Annotated in this window: 15 protein-coding genes; 7 read left to right on the top strand and 8 right to left on the bottom strand. The window is 67.1% G+C overall.

Annotated elements, in window-relative coordinates:
- Positions 1-60: 60 nt before the first annotated feature.
- Together prfA and hemA are read right to left on the bottom strand one after the other, a co-directional pair.
- Entirely contained in the window at positions 61-1,170 is a 1,110-nt protein-coding gene (gene prfA, locus B2J89_RS02820; protein WP_169167717.1) for a peptide chain release factor 1, read from the bottom strand.
- 58 nt (positions 1,171-1,228) lie between these two features.
- Positions 1,229-2,527, bottom strand: coding sequence for a glutamyl-tRNA reductase (hemA, locus tag B2J89_RS02815; RefSeq protein WP_169167716.1), 1,299 nt, complete (start codon positions 2,525-2,527; stop codon positions 1,229-1,231).
- A gap of 72 nt (positions 2,528-2,599) precedes the next feature.
- Here hemA and B2J89_RS02810 point away from each other — a divergent pair, with 72 nt between their 5' ends.
- Positions 2,600-2,878, top strand: coding sequence for a hypothetical protein (locus B2J89_RS02810; protein WP_169167715.1), 279 nt, complete (start codon positions 2,600-2,602; stop codon positions 2,876-2,878).
- Positions 2,879-2,919: 41 nt separating this feature from the next.
- On the opposite strand, the gene B2J89_RS02805 is transcribed toward B2J89_RS02810, so the two are convergent.
- Positions 2,920-3,819, bottom strand: a complete 900-nt coding sequence (locus B2J89_RS02805) for a LysR substrate-binding domain-containing protein (protein ID WP_169167714.1) — start codon at positions 3,817-3,819, stop codon at positions 2,920-2,922.
- A gap of 108 nt (positions 3,820-3,927) precedes the next feature.
- Here B2J89_RS02805 and B2J89_RS02800 point away from each other — a divergent pair, with 108 nt between their 5' ends.
- Together B2J89_RS02800 and B2J89_RS02795 are read left to right on the top strand one after the other, a co-directional pair.
- Positions 3,928-4,911 carry a tripartite tricarboxylate transporter substrate binding protein BugE gene (locus B2J89_RS02800; RefSeq protein WP_169167713.1) on the top strand — a complete coding sequence of 328 codons (984 nt, stop codon included), beginning with the start codon at positions 3,928-3,930 and terminating at the stop codon, positions 4,909-4,911.
- Positions 4,911-5,798 carry an N-formylglutamate amidohydrolase gene (locus B2J89_RS02795; protein ID WP_205763675.1) on the top strand — a complete coding sequence of 296 codons (888 nt, stop codon included), beginning with the start codon at positions 4,911-4,913 and terminating at the stop codon, positions 5,796-5,798. Before B2J89_RS02800 ends, B2J89_RS02795 begins: the two co-directional genes overlap by 1 nt.
- Positions 5,799-5,943: 145 nt before the next feature.
- Here B2J89_RS02795 and ugpQ read toward each other — a convergent pair whose 3' ends face one another.
- From ugpQ to ugpB, 5 genes are all read right to left on the bottom strand, one after another.
- On the bottom strand, positions 5,944-6,714 hold the full coding sequence (gene ugpQ / locus B2J89_RS02790; protein WP_169167712.1) for a glycerophosphodiester phosphodiesterase: 771 nt from the start codon (positions 6,712-6,714) through the stop codon (positions 5,944-5,946).
- A gap of 21 nt (positions 6,715-6,735) precedes the next feature.
- On the bottom strand, positions 6,736-7,746 hold the full coding sequence (locus tag B2J89_RS02785; RefSeq protein WP_169167711.1) for a sn-glycerol-3-phosphate import ATP-binding protein UgpC: 1,011 nt from the start codon (positions 7,744-7,746) through the stop codon (positions 6,736-6,738).
- Between the two features lie 41 nt (positions 7,747-7,787).
- Positions 7,788-8,639, bottom strand: coding sequence for a sn-glycerol-3-phosphate ABC transporter permease UgpE (gene ugpE, locus B2J89_RS02780; RefSeq protein ID WP_169167710.1), 852 nt, complete (start codon positions 8,637-8,639; stop codon positions 7,788-7,790).
- A 51-nt stretch (positions 8,640-8,690) separates the two neighbouring features.
- Positions 8,691-9,572, bottom strand: a complete 882-nt coding sequence (ugpA, locus tag B2J89_RS02775) for a sn-glycerol-3-phosphate ABC transporter permease UgpA (RefSeq protein WP_169167709.1) — start codon at positions 9,570-9,572, stop codon at positions 8,691-8,693.
- A gap of 207 nt (positions 9,573-9,779) precedes the next feature.
- On the bottom strand, positions 9,780-11,099 hold the full coding sequence (ugpB, locus tag B2J89_RS02770; protein ID WP_169167708.1) for a sn-glycerol-3-phosphate ABC transporter substrate-binding protein UgpB: 1,320 nt from the start codon (positions 11,097-11,099) through the stop codon (positions 9,780-9,782).
- A gap of 297 nt (positions 11,100-11,396) precedes the next feature.
- Between ugpB and serA the strand changes: the two genes are divergently transcribed.
- The 4 genes from serA (at position 11,397) to B2J89_RS02750 (ending at position 17,628) form a co-directional block, all read left to right on the top strand.
- The gene (serA, locus tag B2J89_RS02765) at positions 11,397-12,626 is read left to right on the top strand and encodes a phosphoglycerate dehydrogenase (protein WP_169167707.1); all 1,230 of its coding nucleotides are present in this window, start codon (positions 11,397-11,399) and stop codon (positions 12,624-12,626) included.
- A 155-nt stretch (positions 12,627-12,781) separates the two neighbouring features.
- Positions 12,782-16,699 carry an FAD/FMN-binding oxidoreductase gene (locus B2J89_RS02760; RefSeq protein ID WP_169167706.1) on the top strand — a complete coding sequence of 1,306 codons (3,918 nt, stop codon included), beginning with the start codon at positions 12,782-12,784 and terminating at the stop codon, positions 16,697-16,699.
- Positions 16,700-16,713: 14 nt separating this feature from the next.
- Positions 16,714-17,148, top strand: coding sequence for an HIT family protein (locus B2J89_RS02755; protein ID WP_169167705.1), 435 nt, complete (start codon positions 16,714-16,716; stop codon positions 17,146-17,148).
- A 63-nt stretch (positions 17,149-17,211) separates the two neighbouring features.
- Positions 17,212-17,628, top strand: coding sequence for a gamma-butyrobetaine hydroxylase-like domain-containing protein (locus B2J89_RS02750; RefSeq protein ID WP_169167704.1), 417 nt, complete (start codon positions 17,212-17,214; stop codon positions 17,626-17,628).
- The last annotated feature ends 127 nt before the right edge of the window (positions 17,629-17,755 follow it).

Genomic DNA, 17,755 nt, shown 5'->3' with positions numbered 1-17,755 from the left:
CGCTTGCAGGGTAAGCGCTGGAAGGTGTTTTGATCGAATTTCTAACGGCGACAGCCGGCCTCAGGCCGTCTGCGCTTCGAGTTCGGCCAGCTGCTCGGCCTCGCGCGCGTGCGCCAGTGCCTGCAGCACCTCGTCCAGGTCGCCTTCCATCACGTACAGGAGCTTGTAGAGCGTGAGGTTGATGCGGTGGTCGGTCAGGCGCCCCTGCGGGAAGTTGTAGGTGCGGATGCGGTCGCTGCGGTCGCCGCTGCCGATCAGGCCCTTGCGCTCGGCCGCTTCCTTCGAGGCGCGCTCGCTGCGCTCCTTCTCCTGGATGCGCGCCTGCAGCACCTGCAGCGCCTTGGCCTTGTTGGCGTGCTGGCTGCGGCCGTCCTGGCACTCGGCGACGATGCCGGTGGGCAGGTGCACCACGCGCACGGCCGAGTCGGTCTTGTTGATGTGCTGGCCGCCGGCGCCGCTGGCACGAAACGTGTCGATGCGCAGGTCGGCCGGGTTGAGCTTGATGGCTTCATGCTCGTCGGGCTCGGGCATCACCGCCACGGTGCAGGCGCTGGTGTGGATGCGTCCCTGCGTTTCGGTCGCGGGCACACGCTGCACGCGGTGGCCGCCCGACTCGAAGCGCAGCGCGCCATAGACGCCGCTACCGGAGGGGCCGCTGTCGGCCGGGCCCGCGATGCGCAGCACGATTTCCTTGTAGCCGCCGAGCTCGGCGGCGCTTTCGCTCACCACTTCGACCTTCCAGCCCACGCGGTCGGCATAGCGCATGTACATGCGCGCCAGGTCGCCGGCAAACAGTGCCGACTCGTCGCCGCCAGTGCCGGCGCGGATTTCGAGGAAGGCGTTGCGCGCATCGTCGGGGTCCTTGGGCAGCAGCAGGCGCTGCAGCTCATCTTCGAGCTGCAGCAGCTCGGCTGCGGCACTGGCCATCTCCTCCTGCGCCATCTCGGCCATGTCGGGGTCTTCGAGCAACTCGCGCGCGCCCTGCAGATCGGCTGCGCAAAGGCGCCAGCGCGCATAGCGCCCCGCGACCTGCGTGACCTCGGCATGCTCGCGCGAGAGCAGGCGGTACTGCGCCATATCGCCCATGATGTCCTCGCGCGAGAGCAGGAAGTCGAGCTCGTCCAGGCGCCGGGCATAGCGCTCCAACTGGGTCTGGAGAAAGGGTTGCATGCAGGAATAAGGGTTTTAGCTACCAAAAACGTAGCTAGTGACGCTGATGGGGTCAGCGCTAGAGGGGTTTTTTGCTCTGGGAGCGCAGGAACAGGCGCGACGCCGTGCGCGCCGTTTGCTCGCGCGCTGCCGTGTCGGCGTTGCGCAGCTCGGCCATAGTGCCGTGCAGCATCTTCTTGGCGACGCCGCGCGCAAGGGCGTCGAGCACCGCCTCGACGTCGTCGCCGCGCGCCAGGCGCCGGCGCGCGCGCGCAATCTCGATGGCGCGCCAGGTGTCGGCTTGGCCCTGGATCTGGCGGATCAGCGGCACCACACCGTGCTGCGGGTCGCGCTGGTCCATCCAGTGCATGAAGCTTTGCACGCCGGCATCGATGATGGCCTCGGCCTGCGCGACGGCGGCCTGGCGGCTGGCCTGCGCGGTCTGCACCACGCTGGCGAGGTCGTCGACGGTGTAGAGGTAGACGTCCTGGAGCTGCTTGACCTCGGGCTCGATGTCGCGCGGCACGGCCAGGTCGACCATGAACATGGGGCGGTGGCGGCGTTTTTTCAGGGCCCGCTCGACCGCGCCGAGGCCGACGATGGGCAGCGTGCTGGCGGTGCAGCTGACGACGATGTCGAATTCGTGCAGGCGCTCGGGCAGGTCGGCCAGGCGCAGCACCTCGCCGCCAAAGCGCGTGGCGAGCTTTTCGCCGCGCTCGAGCGTGCGGTTGGCGATGGCGATCGACTGCGGGTTGCGTGCGGCAAAGTGCGTGGCGGTGAGCTCGACCATCTCGCCCGCGCCGATGAACAGCACGCGCGTCTTGCCCAGGTCTTCGAACAGCTGGCCCGCCAGGCGCACGGCAGCGGCCGCCATGCTGATGCTGTGCGCGCCGATCTCGGTGGCGGTGCGCACCTCCTTGGCGACGGCAAAGCTGCGCTGGAACAGCTGGTTGAGCGTGGAGCCCAGGGCGCCGGCGGTCTCGGCGGCGCGCACGGCGTCCTTCATCTGGCCGAGGATCTGCGGCTCGCCCAGCACCATCGAATCGAGCCCGCTGGCGACGCGGAAGGCGTGGCGCGCGGCCGGGCCGTTTTGCAGCGTGTAGGAGTGCGAGCGCAGCACATCGGTGCTGACGCCGCCGCTGTGCGCGAGCCAGCCCAGCGTGTGGTCCAGCGCCGCATGGTCGCCGGCGCAGTAGATTTCGGTGCGGTTGCAGGTGGAGATGATGGCCGACTCGATGCCGCGGTGCGCATCGCTCTGCCCCAGCGCCTGGCGCAGGCCGTGCAGCGTCGGCGCGATCTGGTCGAGCGCGAACGCAAAGCGGCCACGCAGATCGAGCGGCGCGGTGGTGTGGTTGATGCCGAGGGCCCAGACTGCCATAGTGCGCGATTATAAAATTGTTGGGCAAGCAGGGCAGCCTTTGCCCTTCAAACCTTGATCTGGGTCATTTCCATGGGTCCGCTGGACGCTCTCAACCACCTGCTCAACTTCCTTGCTCCGGCGGCGGCGCTGTCCGTGCTGCTCTGGTTGGGCAGCCGGGTTTTTTGGCGAAAAATGCCTGTAACGCAGGCCTGGTGGGCGCAGATAGCTATCAATTTCATCTTGGGCAGCGGCGTGCTGCTGGCCGGACTGTGGGCGTTCGGGCGCGACGGCAAGATGCTGACCTATGCCGCGCTGGTGCTGGTGTGCGCCAGCTGCCAGTGGTGTTTCTTGCGCGCGTGGCGGCACTGAGCGGCGGCCGGATCGCCGGGCGGCGGGGGCCTTTGCCCCGGTCACGGCGTTGCGTGCTGCGGCTGGGACAGCAGCCACTGCCTGAAATCGTGCAGCGCCGCCGGCGCCACGCGGCCGGGCGGCTGGCACAGGTAGTAGCCGCGGTCGATCTCCACCGCCTGCGGCACGGCGATGGCGATGCGGCCGGCGGCCAGGTCGGGCTCGACCAGGCAGCGCTGCACCACGGCCACGCCCAGTCCGGCGATCACCGCCTGCACCAGCAGGCCGACCAGTTCGAAGTCGGCCGCCGGCGCCAGCGGCGCGTGCGCGCAGCCCACGCCGGCGAACCAGCGGGCCCAGTTGTCCGGGTAGTTGGTGTGGAACAGGAGCGGGCGCGCTATCAGGTCGTGCGCCGTGCGGATGGCGTGGGGGCCGTGCAGGTCGGCGGGCCGGCAGATGGGCACCAATTCGCGCCCGACCACGTATTCGGCCTGGATGTGGCGCGGCCACTCGCGCGCGCCCACGCGCAGCCAGGCGTCGATCTCGGGCGCCTGCAGCGGGTCGTCGCGCCGGTAGGGGGCGAACGACAGCGTGGTGTCGGGGTGGCGCGCGTGGAAATCGGGCAGGCGCGGAATCAGCCAGTGGCTGAACAGCGTCGGCGCGACCGACAGGCGCAGCGCGCGCGCCGTGCGCCGCGTCTGCAGGGCCACGGTGGCCGCCTCGATGCTGGCGATCGCCGGGGCAATGGCGTCAAGGTAGGACTGGCCGGTGGCCGTGAGCACGCTGCGCCGGCCCTCGCGCACGAACAGCGCCAGCGCCAGGTGTTCTTCGAGGCGCGCGATGGAGCGGCTGATGGCGCCCTGCGTGACATGCAGTTCGTCGGCCGCCTGCGAGAAGCTGCCCAGCCGCGCGGCCGTGGCAAAGGCGTGCAGTTCGGACAGCGAAGGGGAGCGGATGCGCATGGCAGATGAATGGTGAGCGTTGGTAATGGGTTGGTGCCACATTGTCGCTTTTCCTCTCTGGCGCGATTGACCAGAATGGCCGCTCGAACCATTACAAAGGAGAAAGCCATGATGTCTCGCCGTAGCCTGGTCGCCCTGGCCGCCAGCACCGTTGCCGCGCTGTCGGCCCCTGCCGCGCTGGCCCAGGCCAGCGACTACCCGAGCCGCCCGATCAAGCTGATCGTGCCGTTTGCCGCAGGCGGCTCCACCGACATGGTCGCGCGCATGCTGGCCGACAAGATGGGCGCCTTGCTCGGCAAGGCCGTGGTGGTGGACAACAAGGGCGGCGCCGGCGGCTCGCTGGGCGCCGACGCGATCGCCAAGTCTGCGCCCGACGGTTACACCATCGGCATGGCCACGGTGAGCACGCACGGCGCCAACCCGGCCATCTACGCCAAGCTGCCCTACGACGCCGTGAAGGACTTCGCCCCGATCACCAACGTGATGGCCGTGCCCAGCGTGTTCGTCGTGCACACCAGCGTGCCCGCCAAGACCATGAAGGAATTCATCGCGCTGGCCAAGGCCCACCCCGGCAAGTACACCTTTGCCTCGCCGGGCACCGGCTCGCTGGGCCATGCCAACATCGAGAATTTCATGGACCTGGCAGGCATCGACCTGCTGCACATCCCCTACAAGGGCGCGGGCCAGGCCATCAACGACGCGCTGGCCGGCCAGGTCAACGCCATGACCGACAACCTGCCCTCGACGCTGCCGCACATCAAGGCCGGCAAACTGCGCCCGCTGGCCGTGCTGGCCTTGAAGCGCAGCCCGGTGCTGCCCGACGTGCCGACCTACGCCGAGCTGGGCTACCCTGGCATGGGCGACGGCGGCTGGTTCGGCCTGGTGGCGCCCGCGGGCACGCCCAAGGCCATCATCCAGAAGCTCAACGACACGGCGCACAAGGTCATGGCCAGCGCCGACTACATCGAGCGCATGAACGCGATCTCGGGCGAGTCCATGGCCAACACGCCGGCGCAGTTCGCCAAGCAGATCGATACCGCGATTGCGCGCTACCAGGGCGTGGCCAAGAAGGCCAACATCCGGCTCGATTGATGGCCTTGCCCGACTTCCTGCAGCCCCGGCCGGACACCCCGGTCGAGGTGCGCTTGCCCACCGCGGCGGCCCTGCCGCTGGTGTGCGATTCGCCGCACAGCGGCACGGCCTACCCGGCCGACTTTGGCCACGCCGTACCCTTGGCGCTGCTGCGCCGCGGCGAGGACACGCACATCCACACGCTCTGGGGCGGTGCGCCGGCGCACGGCGCGACCTTGATCGCGGCGAACTTTCCGCGCACCTACATCGACCCCAACCGCGCCGAGACCGACCTCGACGCGGGCCTGCTCGACGGGCCGTGGCCGCAGCCTTTGCAGCCGGGTCCCAAGACCCGGCTGGGCTTTGGCCTGGTCTGGAGCCGCCTGAACGCGGCCACGCCGATGTACCAGCGCGCGCTCAGCGTGGCCGAGGTGCAGGGGCGCATCGCGAACTGCTGGCGCCCCTACCACGCGGCCCTGCAGCAGGCGATCGACGCGAGCGTGCGCGACTTTGGCGCCGTCTGGCACCTGAACCTGCACTCGATGCCGCAGGACGCGTACCAGCGCCTGGGCATCGCGAGCGAGCGGCCCCTGGCCGACTTCGTGCTCGGCGACCGCGACGGCACGACCTGCGCGCCCGAGTTCGTGCAGCTGGTGGCCGACACGCTGCGCGGCTTCGGCTACAGCGTGGCGGTGAACGACCCGTACAAGGGCGTCGAGCTGATCGGCCGCATCGGCCAGCCGCAGCTCAACCGCCACAGCCTGCAGATCGAGATCCGCCGCCCGGTTTACATGGACGAGGCCACGCGCGAGCCCAACGCCGGTTTTGCGCCCTTGCGCGCGCATCTGGACGCGTTGATGGGTGTGGTGGCGGCCCATGTGCGCGCGGCGCTGGCGCAGCCGGCCTGACGACGCGCAGGGCGCGTGCCCCGCGCGGCTATCAAAAAAGTGAGCTGCCAGCGCTGGTATTTGCAGGGTTTCAGATCGAAAACTATCTGAAACCAAATCAAAACCTGCGCAAGCAGCTCACTTTTCGTGAGCGCAAGCTTTTCGCTCAGGCCGACGGGCTGAACAGATCGACCCGGTCGGTGATGATGCTGTCCGTGCCCAGGTCCCACAGGCGCTGGGCCGCCCATGCGTCGTTGACGGTGTAGCTCAGGCAGCGCAGGCCGGCGCTTTTCGCCTGCGCCACGGTGGCGGCGTCCCACAGCGCGTGGTTGCAGACCACGGCCACGCAGCCGAGCATGCGCGCCGTGTCCAGCCAGTCGGCCGGCAGCTTGTCGAGCAGCAGGCCACGCGGCAGGGCCGGCGCGGCCGTGCGCGCACCCGCGAGCGCCTCGACCTGGAATGAGGTCAGCAGCGGCGGTACCGTCTGCCCCGCCCACAGCTGCGCGGCGCGGCGCGCCACGACCTCGCCGGTCTCGCGCTCGGTGCCGGGCGTGGGCTTGATCTCGATGTTCAGGCCGTAGCCGTTGGCCAGGCACCAGGCGGCCACGTTGTCGAGCGTGGGCAGCGGCTCGCCCGCGTACTGGCGCGAGTGCCAGCCGCCCGCGTCGAGCTGCGCCAGCGTCGCCCAGGGGTGCTCGCCGCCGACCAGGCTCGCGCCCGCCGGCAGGTGCGCCGCGGCATTGGTGGTGCGGGGCAGCGCCGCATCGTGCATCAGGAAGGGCACGCCGTCACTGCTGAGTTTGACGTCGCACTCGAACATGCGGTAGCCGTGGGCGGCGCCCAGGCGGAACGCGGCCAGCGTGTTTTCGGGCGCGAGCCGGCCCGCGCCGCGGTGCGCAACCCAGCGCGGGTAGGGCCATGCGTCGGTGATCTTCATGGTAGTTTTCCCCCCGGCCCGTCAGATGCGCTTGCCGGTCTCGGCGTCGAAGCAGTGCAGGCGGCCTTCGCGCGGGCTGACGTGGATGCTCTCGCCCACGCGTGGCGCGGGCTGGCCTTCTTCGATGCGCACGATCAGGGCCTCATCGCCCACCTTGGCGTACACCAGGCGCTCGGCGCCCAGCAGCTCGACGGCGTCGACCTGCGCCTGCCAGCCGGTGTCGCCGATGCCGATGTCCAGGTGCTCGGGGCGGATGCCCACGATGCGCCCTTTCTGGCAGCCGGGCGCGTGCTGCAGCAGGTTCATGGGCGGCGAGCCGATGAAGCTGGCGACAAAGGTGGTGGCCGGCGTGTGGTAGACCTCTTCGGGCGTGCCGAACTGTTCCACGACGCCAGCATTCATGACGATCATGCGCTGCGCCAGCGTCATGGCCTCGACCTGGTCGTGCGTCACGAACAGGCTGGTGATGCCGAGTTCGAGGTGCAGCTTCTGGATCTCGATGCGGGTTTGCGCGCGCAGCTTGGCGTCGAGGTTCGACAGCGGCTCGTCGAACAAAAACACCTGCGGCTGGCGCACGATGGCGCGGCCCATGGCCACGCGCTGGCGCTGGCCGCCCGAGAGCTGGCGCGGCTTGCGGTCGAGCAGGTGCGACAGCTCCAGAATCTTGGCGGCCTTGTCCACGCGCGCCTTGATCTCGTCCTTGGGCACCTTGGCGATCTTCAGGCCATAGGCCATGTTGTCGAAGTTCGTCATGTGCGGGTACAGCGCGTAGTTCTGGAACACCATGGCGATGTCGCGCGCGGCCGGTTCCAGGTTGTTCACCACGCGGTCGCCGATGCAGATGTCGCCGCCGGAGATTTCTTCGAGGCCGGCGATCATGCGCAGCAGGGTGGATTTGCCGCAGCCCGAGGGGCCGACGATGACGATGAATTCGCGGTCGGCGATTTCTGCATTGACGCCGTGGATCACGGGCACGGCGGTCTTGCCGCTGCCGTAGCGCTTGACGACGTTTTTGAGGGAAATGGAAGCCATGGGAGTATTCGTTCAATAGGTCAAAAGAGGGTGGCTGCGGCTTATTTCTCGGTATCGACCAAGCCCTTGACAAACCACTTCTGCATCAGGATCACCACTGCCGTGGGGGGCAGCATGGCCAGGATGGCCGTGGCCATGGCCACGTTCCAGTCGATGGCGGCGTCACCGCCACCGGCGACCATGCGCTTGATGCCGATCACCACCGGGTACATGTCTTCGCTGGTCGTCATGAGCAGCGGCCACAGGTACTGGTTCCAGCCGTAGATGAACTGGATCACGAACAGCGCCGCGATCGAGGTCTTGGACAGCGGCACCAGAATGTCCTTGAAGAAGCGCATCGGACCCGCGCCGTCCATGCGCGCGGCCTCCACCAGCTCGTCCGGCACCGTCAGGAAGAACTGGCGGAACAGGAAGGTGGCGGTGGCCGAGGCGATCAAGGGCAGCGTCAGGCCCGCGTAGCTGTTGAGCATGCCGAGGTCGGCCACGACCTTGTAGGTGGGCAGGATGCGCACTTCCACCGGCAGCATCAGGGTCAGAAAAATGGCCCAGAAGCAGAACATCTTGAAGGGAAAGCGGAAGTACACGATGGCGAACGCCGACAACAGCGAGATCGCGATCTTGCCCACGGTGATCACCATGGCGGTCACGAAACTGACCCACATCATGTGCGCCACCGTGGTGTTGGAGCCGAGCTTGCCCGAGCCCAGCAGCGCGGCCTCGTAGCTGGCCCACAGGTTGGCGCCGGGCAGCAGCGGCATGGGCGCCTGCACGATGGCCTGGGCGGTGTGGGTCGAGGCAATGAAAGCCAGGTACAGGGGGAAGGCCACCACCAGCACGCCGAGGAGCATCACGGCGTGCGAAAGGACGGTGAGCCAGGGACGGCGGTCAACCATGTGCGGACTCCAGATTCACGGAACAGACGGGTGCAATGAAAGAGACAGACATCAGTACTGCACCTTTTTCTCGACGTAGCGGAATTGCACGATGGTGAGCGCCACCACGATGACCATCAGGATCACCGACTGCGCCGCCGAGCCGCCCAGGTCCAGCGCCTTGAACCCGTCTTGGTAGACCTTGTAGACCAGGATCGAGGTCGACTGGCCGGGGCCGCCGCTGGTGGTGGCGTCGATGATGCCGAAGGTGTCGAAGAACGCGTAGACGATGTTGATCACCAGCAGGAAGAACGTGGTGGGCGAGAGCAGCGGCAGCTGGATGTTCCAGAACCGGCGCCACGGGCCCGCACCGTCGATCGAGGCGGCCTCGATCAGCGACTTGGGAATCGACTGCAGACCCGCCAGGAAGAACAGGAAGTTGTAGGAGATCTGCTTCCAGACCGAGGCGATGATGATCAGCGCCATGGCCTGGCTTTCGTCCATCAGGTAATTCCACTCCACGCCGATGGCGCGCAGGCCAAAGGTCGCAACCCCGATGGAGGGCGAAAAGATGAACACCCACAGCACCCCGGCGATGACCGGCGCCACGGCGTACGGCATGATCAGCAAGGTCTTGTAGACCATGGCGCCGCGCACGATGCGGTCGGCAAAAATGGCCAGCACCAGCGAGATGCCGATGCCCAAAGCGGCGACCAGCACCGAGAACCAGGCGGTGGTCTGGAAGGACTCCAGGTAGTTGGGATCGTCCCACAGCTGGCGGAAGTTATCGAGGCCCACCCATTCGGTGGACAGGCCAAAGGCGTCCTGCACCTGCATCGACTGCAGGAGCGCCTGGCTGGCGGGCCAGAAGAAGAAGACGCCGATGATGACGAGCTGCGGCAACATCAATGCCCAGGGGAGCCACCGGGATCGGAAAAGTACGCGTTTTTCCATGGAGATTCACAATAAAACAACCGCCGAGCCCCTTGCGGGTCGCGGCGGATGGTGCTGGGCCGGCGCGCAAGCGCGGCCCCCGATGCAAGAAAAATGGCGCGGTGCCATACGAAGTGGCGCTATTGTGCCCTTGCGCAGAGCCTGGGGTTTTGCGGCCCCAGGCTGCTGCCCTGTCCCGTACCGGGCAGGGCAGGGTTCATGCGCCGATTATTTGCCCTTGTTGGCGCGCTCAAAGCGCACCAGCAGCTCGTCCCCACGCTTGACGATGGCGTCCAGCGCGGCCTTGGCCGTCTGCTTGCCCGACCACACCTGCTCGAGTTCTTCGTCCTCGATGGTGCGGATCTGCACGTAGTTGCCCAGGCGGATACCGCGCGAGTTGTCGGTCACCTTGCGGATCATCTGCTGCACGGCCACGTCGGTGCCGGGGTTCTTCTGGTAGAAGCCCGACTTTTCGGTCAGGTCGTAGGCGGCCAGGGTGATCGGCAGGTAGCCCGTGCGCTGGTGGCTGGCGGCCTGCACCTTGGTCTGCGACAGGAAGGTGAAGAACTCGGCCACGCCCTTGTACTCAGGGGCCTTCTTGCCGGCCATCACCCACAGGCTGGCGCCGCCGATCACGGTGTTCTGTGGCGCGCCCTTGACGTCTGGGTAGTAGGGCAGGGGTGCGATGGCGTAGGCGAACTTCGCGTTCTTGGCCACATCGCCGTAGAAGCCCGAAGACGTCTGGATCATGGCGCACTCGCCGGCCGTGAACGAGGCCTGGGCGGTGGAGCCGCGGCCCTTGTAGACGAACTCGCCAGCGGCGGCGGCTTTGGCGAGGTTGTCGATATGGCGCACGTGCAGTGGCGAGTTGATCTTCAGGCGCGCGGCCATGCCGTCCTTGCCCAAGCCGTTCTGGTGGGTGGCGAACTCGACGTTGTGCCAGGTCGAGAAGCTCTCGAGCTGGGTCCAGCCCATCCACGCCAGGGTCATGGGGCAGCTGTGGCCGCTGGCCTTGAGCTTCTTGGCCGCTTCGAACACTTCAGGCCACGTCGCAGGGGCTTTGTCGGCGTTCAGGCCGGCCTTCTTGAAGGCGTCCTTGTTGTAGTAGAAGACCGTGGTCGAACTGTTGAACGGAAAGCTCAGCATCTGGCCGTTGGGTGCCGTGTAGTAACCGGCCACCGCAGGGATGTAGCCCTTGGGGTCGAACGCCTGGCCGGCGTCGGTCATGACCTTGCCCACGGGCACGGTGGCGCCCTTGCTCGCCATCATGGTGGCCGTGCCCACTTCGAACACCTGCAGAATGTGCGGCGCGTTGCCCGAGCGGAACGCGGCGATCGCGGCCGTCATGTTTTCGTCGTACGAACCCTTGTAGGTCGGCACGATCTTGTATTCCTTCTGGCTTTCGTTGAACTGCTTGGCCAGGTCGTTCACCCACTCGTTGTTCACGGCGGTCATCGAATGCCACCACTGTATTTCGGTTTGCGCATGCGCCGGAGCGCACACCGCAACGGCGATGGCCGCGCTCAGGGTCAGGTGTTTGAACTTCATGGAATCTCCTCGGTGAAAGACGAAAGGCACGAAAGGGCCATGCTAGGCGGCCCATGTGTCAAAAGTGTGTCGTTGTCGCACACCCTGAAAACCTGCCCAACAGGGGAAACCCGCTTTCGGCTGGGTTGCTTGACCGGCGATTGTCGCTAATTTGTGACATTTGTGTGACGATTTGCGGACTCCGCGCAGGGTATTGCACCTTGCGCCCCAAGGTTTTGTGCGTTGCAGCATGCTCTTGGCGGGGCGCTGGAGCAGCGCCTGAACCTTGTTTCCACCTTTTCGACACTGGATATCCCCATGCCCCACACGTCGCTGGACAAAAGCAAAATCAAATTTCTGTTGCTGGAGGGGGTCCATCCTTCCGCGCTCGATGTGTTGCGATCGGCGGGCTATACGCAGATCGAATCCCTGGCGGGCGCGCTGCCCGACGAGGTGCTCAAGCAGAAGATTGCCGACGTGCACTTCGTCGGCATCCGGTCGCGCACCCAGCTGACGGCCGAGGTGTTCGCGCAGGCGCACAAGCTCGTCGCCGTGGGGTGCTTTTGCATCGGCACCAACCAGGTCGATCTGAACGCCGCGCGCGAGCGCGGCATTGCCGTGTTCAACGCGCCGTATTCGAACACCCGCTCGGTGGCCGAGCTGGTGCTGGCCGAGGCCATCCTGCTGTTGCGCGGCATCCCCGAGAAAAGCGCGGCAGCGCACCGCGGCGGCTGGATGAAGTCGGCCGAGAACGCCTACGAGATCCGCGGCAAGACGCTGGGCATCGTCGGCTATGGGTCGATTGGCACCCAACTCTCGGTGCTGGCGGAGTCCCTGGGCATGCACGTGGCCTTCTACGATGTGGTCAACAAGCTGCCGCTGGGCAACGCGCGCCAGGTGAACAGCCTGCACGCGCTGCTGGGGCAGAGCGACATCGTCAGCCTGCATGTGCCCGAGCTGCCGTCCACGCAGTGGATGATCGGCGCCGCCGAGATCGCCGCCATGAAGCCGGGCGGCATCCTGATCAATGCCGCGCGCGGCACGGTGGTCGAGATCGAGCCGCTGGCCGAGGCCCTGCGCCAGAAAAAGCTGCTGGGCGCGGCCGTGGACGTGTTCCCGGTCGAGCCGCGCAGCAACAAGGACGAGTTTGTGTCGCCGCTGCGCGGGCTCGACAACGTCATCCTCACGCCCCACATCGGCGGCTCGACCATGGAGGCGCAGGCCAATATCGGCCTGGAAGTGGCCGAGAAGCTCGTCAAGTACAGCGACAACGGCACCTCGACCTCGTCGGTCAACTTCCCGGAAGTGGCGCTGCCGTCGCACCCCGGCAAGCACCGCCTGCTGCACATCCACCGCAACGTGCCCGGCGTGCTGTCGCACATCAACCGCATCCTGTCGGACAACCACATCAACATTGCCGCCCAGTACCTGCAGACCAATGAGGCGGTCGGCTATGTGGTGATCGACCTGGATGCTGCCTCGTCCGACCTGGCGCTGGACAAGCTGGCCCGGGTGCCGGGCACCATCCGCAGCCGCGTGCTGTTCTGAACCCGCCGCGCGGCAGGCCCCGCCAGGCTGCGCCGTGCTTGAACCGCCTGGCGCCCCCGGTGCCCTGGCCCTGATCGGGCACGGGGCCGCCCCCTGTCATAAAATCGCTGCCCCGAGGCTCCTGGGCGCGCGGCGCCCACCCCAGGTTGATCCCCATGAATGTTCCGATTGCGTTGGCCGCCCTGCAGGCGCAGGCTGCCGAGCCCGCCCGACTGCGCGAAATCCCCTACAACTACACCTCGTTCTCTGACCGGGAGATCGTGATTAGGCTGCTCGGCATGCCCTCCTGGGACGTGCTGAACCGCCTGCGCAGCGAGCGCCGCACGGGGCGCTCCGCCCGCATGCTCTACGAAGTGCTCGGCGACATCTGGGTGGTGCAGCGCAACCCCTATCTGCAAGACGACCTGCTCGACAACCCCAGCCGGCGCAAGCAGCTGGTGGACGCGCTCGTGCACCGCCTGGCCGAGGTCGAGAAGCGCCGCACCCCCGAGGTCGACGCCGAGCGCGACCGCCTGGTGGGCGCGCTGGTGCAGGCAGCGCACCGCGCGGTGGCCGAGTTCGACGCGACCTTTGTCGAGGCCACGGCCCTGCGCCGCAGCGTGCAGCGCCGCCTGGGGCGCCTGACGGCCAAGGACAACATCAAGTTCGACGGGCTCTCGCGCGTCAGCCACGTGACCGACGCCACCGACTGGCGCGTCGAATACCCGTTTGTCGTGCTCACGCCCGACACCGAGGCCGAGATGGCCGGCCTGGTCAAGGGCTGCATCGAGCTGGGCCTGACCATCATTCCGCGCGGCGGCGGCACGGGCTACACCGGCGGCGCGATTCCGCTGAGCTGGAAGAGCGCGGTCATCAACACCGAAAAGCTCGAAGCCATGACCGAGGTCGAGATGCGCCGCCTGCCGGGCCTGGACCACGACGTGGCCACGGTCTGGACCGAAGCCGGCGTGGTCACGCAGCGCGTGGCCGATGCGGCCGAACGCGCGGGCTATATGTTTGCCGTCGATCCGACCAGCGCCGAGGCCTCGTGCGTCGGCGGCAACGTGGCCATGAACGCGGGCGGCAAGAAGGCCGTGCTGTGGGGCACGGCGCTCGACAACCTGGCGAGCTGGCGCATGGTGACGCCCGATGCGCAGTGGCTCGAGGTCACGCGCGTGGGCCACAACATGGGCAAGATCCACGACGCCGAGGTCGCCAGCTTCGAGCTGCAGTACTTCGAGGCCGACGGCAAGACGCCGGTGCGCACCGAGCGCCTGGACATCCCCGGCCACACCTTCCGCAAGGAGGGCCTGGGCAAGGACGTGACCGACAAGTTCCTCTCGGGCCTGCCCGGCATCCAGAAAGAGGGCTGCGACGGCCTGATCACCAGCTGCCGCTGGGTGGTGCACCGCATGCCGCAGTACACGCGCACCGTGTGCCTGGAGTTCTTTGGCAACGCCAAGGACGCCGTGCCCAGCATCGTCGACATCAAGGACTTCATGTTCGCCGAGCAAAAGCGCTCGGGCGTGCTGCTGGCCGGGCTGGAGCATCTGGACGACCGGTATCTCAAGGCCGTGGGATACGCCACCAAGAGCAAGAAGCACGGCGGGCTGCCCAAGATGGTGCTGTTTGGCGACATCGCCGGCGACGACGCCGACGCCGTGGCGCGCGTGACCAGCGAGGTCGTGCGCCTGGCGAATTCGCGCAGCGGCGAGGGCTTTGTCGCCATCAGCCCCGAGGCGCGCAAGAAGTTCTGGCTCGACCGCAAGCGCACGGCGGCGATTTCCCGCCACACCAACGCCTTCAAGATCAACGAAGACGTGGTCATTCCGCTGCCGCGCATGGCCGAGTACACCGACGGCATCGAGCGCATCAACATCGAGCTGAGCCTGCGCAACAAGATCCGCCTGTGCGACGAGCTGGGCGACTTCTTTGCGCGCGGCAACCTGCCACTGGGCAAGCAGGGCGACGCGGCCAACCCCATCCCCTCGGCCGAGGTGCTGGGCGACCGCGTGGCGCGTGCCATCGACCTGGTGGCCGAGGTGCGCGCGCTCTGGTCGGGCTGGTTGCAAGGCATGGACACCTTGTTTGCGCAGCTGCAAAACCACACGCTGCGCGCGAGCTGGAAGACGCAGCTGCGCGCGCCGCTGCAGGCGATCTTCTCGGGCGCGGCGTTTGCGCCCATCCTGGACGAGGCCACCGCCATCCACCAGCGCGTGCTCAAGGGCCGCGTCTGGGTCGCGCTGCACATGCACGCCGGCGACGGCAACGTGCACACCAACCTGCCGGTCAACAGCGACGACTACGAAATGCTGCAGACGGCGCACGAGGCCGTGGCGCGCATCATGGTGCTGGCGCGCAGCCTGGGCGGCGTGATCTCGGGCGAGCACGGCATCGGCATCACCAAGCTGGAATTTTTGACCGACGAAGAGCTGCGCCCGTTTGCCGAATACAAGCAGCGCATCGACCCCGAAGGGCGCTTCAACAAAGGCAAGCTGCTTCGAAAAGAAGAGCGGCTGGCGCAGGTGCAGCAAGCTTCAGAGGGCGATTCGACCCGAAAGTCGCTGATGTACGCCGACCTGACCAACGCCTACACGCCGAGCTTCGGCCTGATGGGGCACGAGTCGCTGATCATGCAGCAGAGCGACATCGGCGCGATCGCCGACTCGGTCAAGGACTGCCTGCGCTGCGGCAAGTGCAAGCCCGTCTGTGCCACGCACGTGCCGCGCGCCAACCTGCTCTACAGCCCGCGCAACAAGATCCTGGCGACCTCGCTGCTGGTCGAGGCTTTCCTGTACGAAGAGCAGACGCGCCGCGGCGTGTCGATCCGGCACTGGCAGGAGTTTGAAGACGTGGCCGACCACTGCACCGTCTGCCACAAGTGCGAGAAGCCCTGCCCGGTCGACATCGACTTTGGCGACGTCACCATGAACATGCGCAACTTGCTGCGCAAGATGGGCAAGAAGAGCTTCCGGCCCGGCAACGCGCTGGCCATGGCCATGCTCAACGCCACCAACCCCGACACCATTAAGCTGCTGCGCAGCGCCATGGTCGGCGTGGGCTTCAAGGCGCAGCGCATGGCGGTGGACGTGCTGCGCAAGGTGGGCCGCAGGCAGACGGCCAAGCCGCCGGCCACTGTGGGCACGGCGCCGGTCAAAGAGCAGGTGATCCACTTCATCAACAAGAAGCTGCCCGGCGGCCTGCCCAAGCGCACGGCGCGCGCGCTGCTCGACATCGAGGACAAGGACTACGTCCCGATCATCCGCAACCCCCAGGCCACGACGGCCGAGACCGAGGCGGTGTTCTACTTCCCCGGCTGCGGCTCCGAGCGCCTGTTCAGCCAGGTGGGCCTGGCCACGCAGGCCATGCTCTGGCACGCGGGCGTGCAGACCGTGCTGCCGCCGGGCTACCTGTGCTGTGGCTATCCGCAGCGCGGCTCGGGCCAGTTCGACAAGGCCGACAAGATGATCACCGACAACCGGGTGCTGTTCCACCGCGTGGCCACCACGCTGAACTACCTGGACATCAAGACGGTGGTGGTCAGCTGCGGCACCTGCTACGATCAGTTGCAGGGCTACGAATTCGGCAAGATCTTCCCGGGCAGCCGCATCATCGACATCCACGAGTACCTGCTCGAAAAGGGCATCACGCTGCCGGGCGGGCAGGGCGGCTACCTGTATCACGAGCCCTGCCACAACCCGATGAAGCAGGGCGACGCGATGCAAACCGTCAAGGCGCTGGTCGGCGACAACGTGGTCAAAAGCGAGCGCTGCTGCGGCGAGTCGGGCACGCTGGGCGTCACGCGCCCCGACATCTCGACCCAGGTGCGCTTTCGCAAGGAGGAAGAGATCCGCAAGGGCGAAGCCCAGCTGCGCGCCAGCGGCACTGTGCCGGCGCAGGCCAACGTGAAGATCCTCACCAGCTGCCCCAGCTGCCTGCAAGGCCTCAAGCGCTACGAGGACGACCTGCAAAACGGCCTGCTCGAAGCCGACTACATCGTCATCGAGATGGCCAACCAGATCCTGGGCGAGAACTGGCTGCCCGAGTTCGTGCAGCGCGCCAACAGCGGCGGCATCGAGCGGGTGCTGGTGTGACGGCTGCGACGCCCGTGGCGCCTGCGCCATCCTGCCCGCTGTGCGCGCAGGACGGCGGCCAGCTGGTCTGGCGCGGCGCCAAACTGCGCGTCATCCGCGCCGACGAGGCGGGCTTTCCGGCCTTCTACCGCGTCGTCTGGCATGCCCATGTGGCGGAGTTTTCAGACCTGAACGCCACCGACCGTGCGCACTGCATGGACGCGGTGGCCCTGGTCGAGCAGGCACTGCGCGAGCACCTGCAGCCGGCCAAGATCAACCTGGCCGCTCTGGGCAACATGGTGCCGCACCTGCACTGGCACGTGATCGCACGCTTTGGGTGGGACAGCCACTTTCCCGCGCCGGTGTGGGCGGCGGCGCAGCGCGAGCGCGCTGCCGAGCGCGAAGAGCAGGTGCGCAGCCAGCTCGCGCGCGCCGAGGCCCATATGGGCCTGGGGTTGGCACGGCTATAGCGGCCTGGCCCGGCCGGCGGGTGGGACAATGGCCGCTGCTTTTTCAGTTTTCGAGGTACGTCCATGGCAGGTCTGAAAGCGGGCGCGCCCACGCCCGAGTCGATCACGGTGCATGAAAAATCGCGCGTGCTCGAGGTGGTGTTTTCCGATGGTGCGCAGTTCCGCATCCCCTTCGAGCTGATGCGCGTGTATTCGCCCTCGGCCGAAGTCATGGGCCATGGCCCGGGGCAGGAGGTGCTGCAGACCGGCAAGCGCGAGGTCACGGTCACCGCGCTGGCGCCGATCGGCAATTACGCCATCCAGCCGCAGTTTTCGGACGGCCATGACAGCGGCATTTTTTCGTGGGACTACCTGTACGACCTTGGCCAGCGCCAGCAGGAGCGGTGGAACGACTATCTGCAGCGCCTGGCCGCGGCGGGCGTCGACCGCGACGCCCCGATGCCCGCCAAGGGCGGCGGCCACGGGTGCGCAAGCCATTGAGCGCCGCAGCGGCCGGATCTGCTGCTTCGGAATTCATAGCTGGTGGCGCTTTGCCCATAAGCGCTGAAGCCCTATTGGATCAAAATTCCACGGCGATACCCCACAGAACTGCGGGGTTGTCACCACA

It is taken from the genome of Acidovorax sp. SRB_24, assembly GCF_012931925.1.
Note: the sequence above shows the minus strand (reverse complement) of the source record. Positions and strands in the feature narration are given on the sequence as shown.